The following is a 12377-nucleotide window of genomic DNA, read 5'->3' as shown; positions in this document are numbered from 1 at the left end:
TCCAGGTGGGATTCGTAGCTACTTCGCGCGGATGGCGCCCGGAGCGGGTGAGGGCCCCCGGGCGCCGCGTCTGCCCGCCTGCCTACCTAGGAGAGCGGAATGCGCTCGGGCAGTTCCCGCTCCGGCACGTTCACGTAGTCGGCGCGCATGTCGAGCATGAGCCGCTGGTGCACGCGGCGGCTGATCATCTTGCGCAGCCGGCCGAGGAACTCGGGAGGAGCGGCGATGACCAGGCGGTCATACGCATGGTCGTTCAGTCCTCGCTCCAGCCGCTGGGCGAGCTCACGGGCGAAGCGCTCGTGCTCCAGCTGGTGGCGCGCATCAGGCTCGTTCTCCGGCTGGGGCTTGTGCAGCGTGCCAGCGTTGGGGTTGTCGAATTGGCCCATCAGCTCCCGGGAGGGCATCCGGCTCTCCTCGTGCTGGAACTCCTCGCGCAGGTCCCACCGCTCCGCCCGCTCGTCCGTCGCGAAGAGTTTGGCCCGGCTCGCATTGGCCACCAGAATCCACAGCGCGTCCGCCATCGTTCATCCTCCTGGCCTTGAGGTGCGGACCCCCACCGTCCCCGGCAAGCTTCCTTCCCCCGGAGGGCTCGTGCTGGAGCCCCAGGCGGGCGGGCGCCGGGATACCTTCCCTGGAGCCGGGGGCCTGGCATATGCCCGGATTGCATCCGGGGATGCACTCCGGGTGGGAAACTCCTTGGTGGAGGCCGAGACGATGCGCGAGATGGGTGAAGCGGCGGCCAGCTGGTTGGTGGGCAGGCTGGGGGAGATGGAAGAGGCGCTCTCCTCGTTGGTGGAGGTCAACTCCTGGACGGAGAACGCGGAGGGCGGCCGCAAGGTCGGTGCCCTGCTGCGCGAGCAGTTCGCCATGCCCGGGCTCGAGGCCGAGGTGGTGCGCAGCACGCGGTACGCGGACCACCTGGTGTTCCGCTCCAAGGGGAAGGCGGGGCTCAAGCCGGTGGCGCTGGTGGGCCACCTGGACACCGTGTTCCCCCCGGGCAAGTTCGAGGGCTACCGGCGTGATGGGGCGCTGCGGCGCGGTCCCGGCGTGCTGGACATGAAGGGCGGCCTCGTCGTCATCGCCTGGGCCCTCAAGTCGCTCGCGGCGTCGGGCGGGCTGGAGTCACTGCCCCCGCTGCGGCTGGTGGTGGTGTCGGACGAGGAGGTGGGCTCGCCCGAGGGCGCGGACGTCATCCGCAAGGCCATCGATGGGGCGGACGCCTGTCTCGTCTTCGAGTCGGGCCGGGCCGGGGACGCCATCATCACCCGACGCAAGGGCACCGGCATGGCCACGGCGGTGGCGCAGGGCAAGGCGGCCCACGCGGGCAACAACCACCAGGATGGGGCCAATGCCCTCTGGGCGCTCGCCCGCTTCGTGGACCGGGTGCAGCAACTCACGGACTACCCGCGCGGCATCACCGTCAACGTGGGCCGGGTGACGGGGGGCCAGGGGAAGAACACGGTGCCGGACCACGCCGTGGCCGAGGTGGACCTGCGCTTCTGCACCCGCGCGGACGGCGAGGATCTGGTGCGGCGCTTCCGCCAGGCGGCGGAGGAGGCGGCGTCCGGCGTCCCCGGCACCCGCATCGAGGTGAATGGCGGCGTGGCCCGCGAGCCCCTGGAGCGCACCGAGGCCTCCGCGGCGCTGATGGCGGCGTATGGCTCCTGCGCCCATGCCTCCGGGCTGGGTCATGCCGAGGCTGCCCTGGTGGGGGGCGGCTCGGATGCCAGCACCTCGTCCTCCATGGGGATTCCGTCCATCGACGGGCTCGGTCCCCGCGGCAAGGGCTTCCACACGGTGGATGAGTTCATCGAGGTGGACACGCTCATCCCCAAGGCCCAGGCCCTGGCGCGCTACCTCGCCTCGCGCGCGGGATGAGCGTCTGACCTTCCTCCGGGCGCACCTGGTGTGTGTGCGCCCTTGTGCCACATGACTCGCGCACGTTCGCGGGTCACCTGCCTGCCCCGGCTGCGAGGGCGTGGGGCCAACGCGAGGGGTGCTCCGCAGCGGGCTCTGTTCAGGGTACAACATGGGGTCATGCGTACCCCCGTCGTGTATGTGGCTGGACTGCTGGCGCTGGCGCTCGCCGCCGGGCCCGCCAGGGCCCAGGAAGGCCTCGGGCTGGATCTCTCCGGAGACTCGAACGGCCAGAAACCCAACGAGCAGCAGGACTCCGAGGACGCCCAGCTGGACACGGGCAACCTGGGCCTGGACCTGAGCGGGAGCACCTCGGGCGTGGATCTGCGCTCGCGCTTCGCCTTCCTGGGCGTGGACACGCCGGATCGCGCGGGTGCCGCGGTGTCGAAGCGGTGGCTGGGCTGGCTGCAGGCCGTGGCGTTCCGCTCCGGCGTGTCGAGGGCCGCCGACGTGGGCGAGTCCCGCAGCCAGCTCGGGGCGGACTACGACTCGGCGCTGCGCTGCGGGGAGGCCTCGTGCTTCGGGCCGGCCGCCGAGACGCTCGACGCGGACCTGCTCACCACCGCGCGCCTGGCGCAGGAGGACGGGACGTGGACGCTGCGGCTGTGGACGTATGACCGGGACCGGGGCGTGGTGGAGACGGACGTGGTGACGGGCCGCAAGGCCAATGACGGCAACTTCATCCGCGAGTCCGGCAACGTGCTGACGAAGCGGCTGACGGGGCTGGCCCGGCAGCGCTCCCTGTTGAAGGTGTCCAGCAATGTGCCGCAAGCGGTGGTGCGCGTGGGCGAGCGCATGCTGGGCGTGGGCAAGGTGGAGGCGAAGCTGCCGCCCGGCGAGGTGCAGCTCATCGTCGAGGCCGACGACTACAGCACCTATACGAAGACGCTGACGCTCGCCCCCGGCGCGACGGAGGAGGTGCAGGTGCGGCTGGAGCTCAACGGCCCCTCGCCGGACGGGCCGCCGGCGGACGCGGTGGCGGTGGTGAAGAAGTCGAGCAAGAAGTCCTCCTCGGGAGGGCCCTCCGTCTTCAGCCGGCCCGCGCTCTACACCACGGTGGTGGGACTGGCGGCGGTGGGCGCGGGCGTGGCGCTGGGGATGAGCGCCCGGAACGCCGCCGCCACGGGCGTGGACGGGCAGGGCGTGCAGAGCCTCACCCGGAGCGAGTACCTGGCCGCCCGGCAGCAGTCGATGCTCGCCTCGGGGCTCATGGCGGGAGGCGGCGCGGTGGCCGCCGGCAGCCTGCTGTGGCTCATCATCGTTCCGGCGCGCTCCGAGCCCGCCTCCTCGTCGCTGGCCCCCGTGACCTCCGGGGCGGGCAAGGGCAGCACGGACCTCCACCTCGTCATTGGCGGGAGCTTCTGACCATGAAGTCCTTCTCTTCTCTCCTCTGCTGTCTCCTGCTCGCGGTGTCCGCCACGGGCTGTTGGGTGCCGGAGCTGCCGGACGACACCATCTTCAGCTGCGACACGAACGCCGACTGCGCCGAGGAGGGCGTGGTGTGCATGCCTCGCGCGGGCCTGCGTGGCTTCTGCTGCAGGGCCGACACCGAGGTGTGCAACGGCGTCGACGACGACTGCAACGGCACGAAGGACGACCTGTCCGGCCAGCCCTGCTACACCGGCCCCGAGGGGACGCTGGGCAAGGGCGAGTGCAAGGCGGGCAAGCCGGCCTGTGGCGCCAACGGTCAGGTCGTCTGCACGGGCGAGGTCAAGCCCACCGCCGAGTCGTGCAACGGCAAGGACGACGATTGCGACGGCGTGCCGGACCTCGAGGAGTTCGATCTGAAGACCGACATGGCCAACTGCGGCACCTGCGGCCGTGCCTGCAACGCCGCGTCCGAGACGTGCGTCAACGGCACCTGCAACCGGCGCTCGGAGCTGGATTGCGCCAACGGCGACGATGACGACGGGGACGGCAACAAGGACTGCGCGGACCTCATCGACTGCACCGGCAAGGCGTGCGGCCCCACCTGCATCTGCGTCAACGGCAGGCCCGGCGAGGGCGCGTGCGGCAACGGCGCCGATGATGACGGGGACGGGGATTTCGATTGCGTCGACACGGACTGCGACAAGCAGACCTGCGGCGCCGGCTGCACGTGCTCGAACTTCGGCAAGTCCGAGTCGGACTGCGGTGACGGCAAGGACAACGACGGCAACAACGGGACCGACTGCGCGGACACCGTGGATTGCTCCAGCAAGCCGTGCGGTACCAACTGCCTCTGCCAGGGTGGCAAGGCGGTCGAGACCGCGTGCGGTGACGGCCAGGACAACGACAAGGACGGCAAGATCGACTGCGCGGATACGGTCGACTGCCCGAACTATACGAACCTGGGCAATGGCTCCATCTGCCTGAGCGGGAATCCGGTGGAGGTCGCCTGCTCGGACACGACCGACAACGACAAGAACGGCAAGATCGATTGTGCGGCCGGAAACGCGGACGCCAACTGTGTCAGCGGTGTCTGCGGTGATGGCTGCTCCCTCGTCAGCTGCGTCAAGAAGGAGACCAACTGCGGCGATGGCGTGGACAACGATGGCAATGGCGGCGTCGACTGCCTCACCGGAAACGCGGACGCCAACTGCGTCAACGGCACCTGCGGCACGGGCTGCGTCTTCTCCAACTGCACCAAGAAGGAGACCATCTGCAACGACGGCCTGGACAACGACGGGAACAACGGGTTCGACTGCGCGGATTCGGCGGACTGCCCCAACAACACCGTTTGCCGGAAGGCGGACGGAACGGCGGGCAAGTGCACCAACAAGGCGTGCGGCTGAGGATTTGCGGCTGAGGTGCACCCGGTAGGAGGCCCGCCCCCATCTGGCGGGCCTCTTCCCAGTTCTCGATAACCGCGAGTGGAAGACAGTCTCCGCTCGCGGGGCAGAAGAGTCGTCACCCTGGCGACATTGCAGGCACGGTGGGTTGCCGGGCGCTGAGAGGATGGAAAGGTTTGCCGCCCATGGGCGGCGACGACGTCATCTCGGGCACCGTGCTCTCCAGCAGCTTCCGCTCTACCGAAGGTTCAACGGTCGTGGACCGGGAGCTTCGGGAAGGAGAAGTGCTGGGCAGCTACCAACTGGAGCGCCTGCTGGGCGAGGGCTCCATGGGACAGGTATTCCAGGCCCGCCACGTGCGGCTGGGGCGCCAGGTGGCCCTCAAGGTGCTGCGTCCCGCCTTCGCCCATGACAATGGCTTCGTGCGGCGCTTCTTCCAGGAGGCGCACGCCGTCAATCGGATCAACCACGAGCACATCGTGGAGATCTTCGACTTCGTGGAGGACGCGCAGCACGGGCACGTCTACTGCGTGATGGAGCTGCTGCGGGGGCAGAACCTCTCTTCCCTGGTGAAAGAAGAGCAGCTGTCGGTGATGCGCATCCGCCGCATCACGGTGCAGGTGTGCGCGGCGCTGGGCGCGGCGCACCAGCTCGGGGTGGTGCACCGGGACGTCAAGCCGGACAACCTCTTCATCACCCACAAGGGCGGGCAGGCGGACTTCGTCAAGGTGCTCGACTTCGGGGTGGCCAAGCTCCTCACCGCCGAGAACACCAGCGGCACGCTGGATGGCACCATCATCGGCACGCCTACGTACATGTCGCCGGAGCAGGCCGCGGGCCTGCCGGTGGACCACCGCGCGGACATCTACGCCGTGGGCGCCGTCCTCTACGAGATGCTCTCCGGGCAGCCGCCCTATCTGGCGTCCAACTTCGGCCAGCTGATGGTGAAGATCATCACCGCGCCGCCGCCGGCGCTGCCCTCGCACACGCCCTCGGGAGAGCCGGTGCCGCAGTCGCTGGCGCAGCTCACCCTGCGCTGCCTGGCCAAGGAGCCCGCGGATCGTCCGCAGTCGCTCGCCGAGGTCATCACCGTGCTGCTGGCGGACACGGTGCCGGAGCCCATCCCGGAGGATCGCCGGCCCACCCAGCCGCTGCCCGTTCCCGGGTGGCTGTCCGGTGCGCGGCGCCGGGGGATGGCGATCGCCGCGGGCGTGCTGGCGGTGAGCCTCGCCGGGCTCGCCCTCTGGCCGCGCGCGGAGCACGCCTCCTCTCCGGACACGGTGGAGGCGTCCACGCCGGTCGCCCTCCCTTCTTCCAGTGAGCACGAGGCGCGGCTCGATTCGCCCGCGGCCCTCGAGGAGCTGCCCGCCCTGGAGGAGCCGCGCGCTCCTCGGGACGCGGCACGAGGGCCCGTGCGCACCAACGTCCACCGCAAGCAGAAGGCAGGGATGCGCGATGATGTCATCGACCCGTTCGCTCACTGAGCGCTTCGTGCTGCCGGTGCTGGTGGCCCTGGCGCTCGTCTTCTCGCCCCTGGCCGCGCGCGCCGCCGACCTGAACGCGGGGGGCGACGTGGAGGCACAGGCCCGCGCGAGGTTCGCCCAGGGCAACCTCTCCTATGACCTGGCCGAGTTCAACAAGGCCCTGGACGCCTACAGCGATGCGTACCGGCTGATGCCGCTGCCGGGCTTCCTCTTCAACATCGCCCAGTGCCACCGGCAGCTGGGCAACCCCGAGCGCGCCGCCTTCTTCTACCGGCGCTACCTGACCCTCTCCAAGGGTGAGCCACGCAACGCCGAGCTGGCCCGCGAGCTGCTCGCGGAGATGGACGCGGCGGCGCGCAAGGAGCAGGAGCGGCGCATGGCGCGGGAGGCGACGGCGAGGGATCAGGCCAGGGCCGCGGCGCTGAAGGCGCAGGCGGAGGCCACCGCCGCGCGCCGGGTGCAGGACTCCGAGCGCAAGCGCGTCCTGGTGCCCCGGGCCTCGGCGGCGGAGGCGAAGACGGCGGTGAAGGGCGAGAGCCTGACGAAGAAGTGGTGGGTGTGGGCGGGGGCGGGCGCCGTGGCGCTGATCGCCGGTGGCACCATCGCCTATGTGGCCACCGCTCCCCAGCCGCGCCCCACGACGCTGGGCACCGTCCACTAGGGACGGGCCCGCGCCCGGCTCAGGCCGGGCTCTGGCGAGGCCCACGCTGCTGGGCCATCAGCAGCGCGGCCGTGTGACCCATGCGGGTGCTGAAGCCGTCGGCGTCGTGGAAGGTGAGCCGCACGTCGCCCAGCTGCAGTTGCATGCCGGACTCCATGGGCGTGGGCTGGCCGGGCCGCAGCAGCGTGCCGCCGAGCGTCGCCGGCCCTCCCTGGGCCAGGGCCTCCACCGTCCAGCCTCCCTCCGGCAGGGGGCGCAGCACCAGGTGCTCGCGCGACACCGTGGCGTCGTTGATGACGAACACGTTGTGCGAGGCGCGCCCCAGCGACAGCACATCCCGTCCGCTCGTCCCGAGCGCCAGCTCGAAGCACATGGCGTCCCCCGAGGGCAGACAGTCGCGCAGATCCGAGGTGGGCAGCCGCGTGGTGCCGTGATTCTGCTCGCTACTCTCCGGCACGTTCCACACGCCCGCCTCCCACACCAACCAACAGTGAGGGTAGCGGGCGCGGAATTTCTCCTTGAGTGCGAGGTGCTGCCGCACGAGCAGCGAGAGCAGCAGGGAGCGCGCCATGGAGAGCAAACAATCACCTTCGAGGCGTGATCGCCACTGCTTCGTGCGACGCGAGTCCCGGGGCTGTCCAAGAGTACGCGTTTGAGAGGGGAATCGCGCTCGCGAGCGGGCATCCAGCCGCGGGTCCGGATTTTCCCCCTGGCTCACCTCCAGCGTAAGGTGTCGCTCAAATGTTTCAGTGGGCTTCACACTCCTGTCACACGGGAGGAGCCCACTTCCCAGGTCCAACCCCAACCCCCAGGAACCGCATGCGCAACAACCCCCGCCATCTCCTGGCACTCCTCGGCACAGGATTGCTCCTGCTGACCGCCTGCCCCTCGTCCGAGGAATGCGGCAATGGCCGCGTCGAGGGCAAGGAACAATGTGACGACGGCAACACCGTCGATGACGACAGCTGTTCCAACCGGTGTACGACCGTCGAGCACCAGGCCACCTGCGGTAACAAGGAGGTGGAGGTGGGCGAGGCGTGTGACGACGGCAACTCCATCAACGGGGATGGTTGCCAGAACGACTGCAGCCTCACGCCGCCGGAGCAGGAAGTGCTGGCCGTCTGCGGCAACAAGGTCCGGGAGATCTCCGAGGCGTGTGACGACGGCAACAAGGTGGACGGGGACGGGTGCGAGAACAACTGTGAGATTTCGCGGCCGACGCAGGAGCAGTGCGCCGCGCCGTCGAGCCTGCCTCAGCCGGAGGCCGGGGCCACCTGCAAGGTGATCGAGGGGACGTCGGGCGCGCGCCTCTACATGGGCGTGGTGCTGCTGGACGGCAAGACGCTCAACGGGGGTCAGGTGCTGGTGGATGCCCAGGGCATCATCACCTGCTCGGCGTGCGACTGCTCGGACCAGGCCGAGGCCAAGGACGCGACGAAGATCTCCTGCCCCGCGGGCGTCATCTCCCCGGGTCTCATCAACGCGCACGAGCACATGAACTTCCAGAAGGCGCCGGATCCGGGCCGCGAGGAGCGCTTCGAGCACCGTCACGACTGGCGCGAGGGCAAGGATGGCCACAAGGCCGTCAGCCAGGGCAGCACCGCGGGCGATGACGCCCAGCGCTGGGCCGAGCTGCGCCATGTGATGGCCGGTACCACGTCGATCGCCGGTGCGGGCGGCCTGTCGGGCCTGGTGCGCGAGCTGTCCGCCACCGGCTCGGGCAAGCCCAGCCAGGAAGGCCTGCACGAGATGGCCGTGAACTTCCAGACCTTCCCGCTCAACGACGATGACGGCAAGGAGCTCGCGAGCGGGTGCGACTACTCGGCCATCGACACGCCGGACGACATGCCGGGGCTGTCGGCCTACATGCCGCACGTGTCCGAGGGCATCGAGGAGTCGGCGCGCAACGAGTTCCGCTGCCTCTCCGGTCAGGGCACCGGCAGCCAGGACGTGTTGACGGGGCGTACGGCCGTCATCCAGGGCATCGGCCTCACGGCGGCGGAGATCGGCAAGATGGCCGAGCGCGGCGCGAGCCTCGTCTGGTCGCCGCGCAGCAACGTGTCCCTGTACGGCGACACGGCCATGGTCACCGCCTACAAGCAGATGGGCGTGAACATCGCGCTGGGCACGGACTGGCTGCAGTCGGGCTCCATGAACATCCTGCGCGAGCTGCGGTGCGCGGACTACCTCAACCAGGTGCACTACTCGAAGACGTTCACCGACGAGCAGCTGTGGCGGATGGCCACCGCGAGCGCCGCGGATGCGACGGACACCGGGGAGAAGCTGGGCCGCATCGCTCCGGGCAAGGTGGCGGACCTGGCCATCTTCCGGCTCAACGCCAACGCGTTCTCTCCGCACCGCGCCGTCATCACCGCCAGGCCGGAGGACGTGGTCCTCACCGTGCGCGGCGGCAAGCCCCTCTATGGTGACCAGGCTCTGATGACCGAGCTGACCAAGGGCGCCACGGATGCCTGTGACGCGGTGGACGTGTGCGGCACCGCCAAGGCGGCCTGCGTGAAGGCCGAGACGGGCAAGACCTTCTCCGCCCTGAAGGACGCCAACGCCACCGCCTACGCGCTCTTCTTCTGCGGCGACCAGCCCCAGAACGAGCCCATCTGCGCTCCGCAGCGCATCGCCTCCACTCCGGTGGCCGCCTCGGTGAATGGCTCCAACGTCTACAACGGCACGCGCCGGCTCGCCGACTTCGATGGTGACGGCATCGCCAACGCGCAGGACAACTGCTCCATCGTCTTCAACCCCATCCGCCCGATGGACAACGGCAAGCAGGCGGACACCGACAATGATGGCGTGGGTGATGCCTGCGACCCGTGCCCGCTCGAGGCCAACAGCACGACCTGCAAGGCCGCCAACCCGGCCGACAGGGATGGTGACGGCATCGCCAGCTCCACCGACAACTGCCCGGCCGTGGCCAACGCGGACCAGAAGGACTCGGACGGCGACGGCAGGGGTGACGCGTGCGACCTCTGCGCCGCGAAGAACCCCGGCGACACGGCCTGCCCCGTCTCCATCTACGACATCAAGAAGCCGGTGAATGGCCTCCACCCGTTCGCGGGCTACCCGGTCTCCATCGCCAATGCGATGGTGACGGGGACGGCTGGCAGCAGCGGCTACTTCATCCAGGTGGTGGACGAGGAGCGGACCGCCGGTCCTGACTGGTCCGGCATCTTCGTCTTCGGCACCTCCTCCGGGCGCAAGGTCGGTGAGCGCATCACCGTCACCTCGGCCATCGTGGATCACTACTACGGGCAGATCGAGCTCACCAACGCCGTCGTCACTGCCCAGACCGCCACCGCCACGCCGGTGCCCGTCTCCGTCACCCCCGCCGAGGTGCGCACGGGTGGCTCGCGGGCCCAGGCGCTCGAGGGCGTCCTGGTGGAGCTCACCGACGTCTTCGTGACGAAGCACGAGCCCACCCCGGGCTCGGGCGAGAGCGCCCCCATCAACGAGTACGTCGTCGACATCAAGGCCGGCACGGATGGCGAGACCGTGGGCGTGCGCGTGGATGACTTCATGTACAAGCCCACGGCGCTTCCGGCGGTGGGCACGGAGTACCACCGGTTGCGTGGCCTGCTGAACTGGCGCAACGGCAACTCCAAGGTGGAGCCGCGCGGCTCGAGCGACTTCCTGGCGCCCGCGCCGCCGCTCGCCTCCATTGGCCCCGCGGGCCTGTTCTCCCGCGTGGACTCCGCGTGCGAGACGGATGGGTGCTCGGCCATCGGTGGGCCGCTCCTGGTGACGCTGTCCGAGACGTACGCCGAGGACGTCACGGTCACCATCACCTCCGCCGATCCGTCCAAGCTGGAGGCGGCCAACGGTGGCAAGGTGGTCATCCTCGCTGGGCAGACCACCGCCGAGGTGAAGCTCATTGGCAAGGCCCAGGCCGCCAGCGTGAAGCTGACCGCCACGCTGCGTGACTCGAGCAAGGAGACCACGGTGCGGGTGCTGGGCACCAACGAGCAGCCCAGGCTCACGAAGATCACGCCCGACACCGTCATCGTCGGACCGGGCGGAGACGTGACGCTCACCGCCTGGGTGGACATCCCCGCGCCGAAGGACACCACCCTCGCGCTCAGCGTGCCGGAGGACATCGGCACGGTGGAGCCGACGGTGACCTTCACGCCCAACGCCTCCACGGTCACCTTCGTCTTCACGGCCTCGCAAGCGCCCGCCATCAGCACGGCGGAGATCCTGGCCACGCTGGGTGACAGCACCGCGAAGGCCACGGTCAACATCAACGCCGCCGTCCCGAAGCTCGCCACCCTCACCCCGGTGGGCCCGCTGACCCTCGTGCGTGGCACTACCCAGGAGTTCACGGTGACGCTGGACAGTGCGGCGCTGGGAGACACCCCGGTGAACATCTCGGCGGTGCCCGTTACCGCGGGCGCGGCCTTCGGTACGGTGCCCGCCGCCACGGTGACGGTGCCCAAGGGGCAGACCTCGGCGAAGTTCATCTTCACCGCGGACACCAGCACGAGCACGGACTTCGTCCCGGGAACGGTCACCGCGCGGCTCGGCGCGAAGTCCATCCCCGTTCAGCTCACGGTGCGCCCGCCGTACCCGAAGCCCTCCACCATCACCCCGACCAACGTCCGGTTGCTGCCGGGTGCCACGCAGGTCTACACCGTGACGCTCGACAAGCCGGCCGAGAAGGATGGCCTCGTCATCACGTTCACCCTGGAGCCGGCCGAGGGGCTGGGCTCGCTCTCCCAGGCGAGCGCGACCATCGCCGAGAATGGCACCAAGGCCGAGGTGACGTTCACCGCGGGTGGGTCGTTCAAGGTCGGCAAGGTGGTGGCCTCCAATGCCTACGGCAGCTCGGTGTCCGCCAACGTGGCGGTCACGCCGAAGATCGTCATCAGTGAGATCTCCGGTCGTGGTCCCACGGATCCCAACAGCACCACCTTCGGCACGAACGAGTACGTCGAGCTCTACAACCCGACGGACACCGCCGTGGACCTGAGCGGCTGGAAGGTCCAGTACAAGTCCGCCACCTCCACCACGACCTATTCGGGCTCGGCCACCATCCCGGACGGCAAGAGCATCCCCGCCCACGGATACTTCCTGGTGGCTCACAAGGACTACGTGGGTCCTCCCGCGGCGGACGCGGAGTACGGGTTCGACATGTCGGCCTCGGCAACGGGTGGTGGCCACATCCGGATCGGGCCGGGCCTGATGAGCAATGAGATCGACGATTTGTATGTTGTCGACAAGGTGGGTTACGGCACGGCCAACAGGCCCGAGGGCTCGGCGGCTCCGGCCCATCCCGCGGCGGGTGGCAGCCTCGAGCGCAAGGCCCTCGCCACCTCGGACAGCACCTCGATGGCCATCAACGGCGCCGACGAGAAGAAGGGCAACGGCTACGACACGGACAACAACTCGACCGACTGGGTGGTTCGCACCATCCGCGATCCGCAGAACTCGTCGAGCCCGACCGAGAAGCCGTAACGCTGGCCGGTGCTGCCCGCCTCCACCGCGAGGCGGGCAGGGCCGGTGAAGTCCTCACGCCCTCCGCGTCACCGTCTC

At 69.5% G+C, this 12377-nt stretch carries 8 protein-coding genes; 6 read left to right on the top strand and 2 right to left on the bottom strand.

The genetic code is table 11. From position 1 onward, the window contains the following. Positions 1 to 86 precede the first annotated feature (86 nt). A complete protein-coding gene (locus JRI60_RS44985; RefSeq protein ID WP_204222243.1) occupies positions 87 to 521 on the bottom strand; it encodes a host attachment protein in 435 nt (144 codons plus the stop codon). Positions 522 to 684: 163 nt separating this feature from the next. Here JRI60_RS44985 and JRI60_RS44980 point away from each other — a divergent pair, with 163 nt between their 5' ends. The 5 genes from JRI60_RS44980 to JRI60_RS44960 all read left to right on the top strand — a co-directional run bounded on the left by JRI60_RS44980 (position 685) and on the right by JRI60_RS44960 (position 6833). Further along, on the top strand, positions 685 to 1878 hold the full coding sequence (locus tag JRI60_RS44980) for a M20 family metallopeptidase (protein WP_275439071.1): 1194 nt from the start codon (positions 685 to 687) through the stop codon (positions 1876 to 1878). Positions 1879 to 2037: 159 nt separating this feature from the next. After that, positions 2038 to 3282: a PEGA domain-containing protein gene (locus tag JRI60_RS44975; protein WP_204222242.1), complete on the top strand. Its 1245-nt coding sequence runs from the start codon at positions 2038 to 2040 to the stop codon at positions 3280 to 3282. 2 nt (positions 3283 to 3284) lie between these two features. Continuing rightward, positions 3285 to 4691 carry a hypothetical protein gene (locus JRI60_RS44970; RefSeq protein ID WP_204222241.1) on the top strand — a complete coding sequence of 469 codons (1407 nt, stop codon included), beginning with the start codon at positions 3285 to 3287 and terminating at the stop codon, positions 4689 to 4691. Between the two features lie 182 nt (positions 4692 to 4873). Further along, on the top strand, positions 4874 to 6172 hold the full coding sequence (locus JRI60_RS44965; RefSeq protein WP_204222240.1) for a serine/threonine protein kinase: 1299 nt from the start codon (positions 4874 to 4876) through the stop codon (positions 6170 to 6172). Further along, a complete protein-coding gene (locus JRI60_RS44960; RefSeq protein WP_239470097.1) occupies positions 6147 to 6833 on the top strand; it encodes a tetratricopeptide repeat protein in 687 nt (228 codons plus the stop codon). The genes JRI60_RS44965 and JRI60_RS44960 overlap by 26 nt, the downstream gene beginning before the upstream one ends. Positions 6834 to 6852: 19 nt before the next feature. Here the strand turns inward: JRI60_RS44960 and JRI60_RS44955 are convergent, their stop codons facing one another. After that, positions 6853 to 7404, bottom strand: coding sequence for an FHA domain-containing protein (locus JRI60_RS44955; protein WP_204222239.1), 552 nt, complete (start codon positions 7402 to 7404; stop codon positions 6853 to 6855). 248 nt (positions 7405 to 7652) lie between these two features. Between JRI60_RS44955 and JRI60_RS44950 the strand changes: the two genes are divergently transcribed. Further along, positions 7653 to 12299: an amidohydrolase family protein gene (locus JRI60_RS44950; protein ID WP_204222238.1), complete on the top strand. Its 4647-nt coding sequence runs from the start codon at positions 7653 to 7655 to the stop codon at positions 12297 to 12299. Positions 12300 to 12377: the final 78 nt, after the last annotated feature.

The organism is Archangium violaceum, assembly GCF_016887565.1.
Taxonomy (GTDB): Bacteria; Myxococcota; Myxococcia; order Myxococcales; family Myxococcaceae; genus Archangium; species Archangium violaceum_B.
This window is presented reverse-complemented; position numbering and strand designations above follow the sequence as displayed.

Excerpts from the sequence above, each read along its gene's own strand:
- JRI60_RS44965 (WP_204222240.1), top strand. The coding sequence starts at position 4,874 with ATGGGCGGCGACGACGTCATCTCGGGCACCGTGCTCTCCAGCAGCTTC.
- JRI60_RS44955 (WP_204222239.1), bottom strand. The coding sequence starts at position 7,404 with ATGGCGCGCTCCCTGCTGCTCTCGCTGCTCGTGCGGCAGCACCTCGCA.
- JRI60_RS44960 (WP_239470097.1), top strand. The coding sequence starts at position 6,147 with ATGTCATCGACCCGTTCGCTCACTGAGCGCTTCGTGCTGCCGGTGCTG.
- JRI60_RS44985 (WP_204222243.1), bottom strand. The coding sequence starts at position 521 with ATGGCGGACGCGCTGTGGATTCTGGTGGCCAATGCGAGCCGGGCCAAA.
- JRI60_RS44950 (WP_204222238.1), top strand. The coding sequence starts at position 7,653 with ATGCGCAACAACCCCCGCCATCTCCTGGCACTCCTCGGCACAGGATTG.
- JRI60_RS44970 (WP_204222241.1), top strand. The coding sequence starts at position 3,285 with ATGAAGTCCTTCTCTTCTCTCCTCTGCTGTCTCCTGCTCGCGGTGTCC.
- JRI60_RS44975 (WP_204222242.1), top strand. The coding sequence starts at position 2,038 with ATGCGTACCCCCGTCGTGTATGTGGCTGGACTGCTGGCGCTGGCGCTC.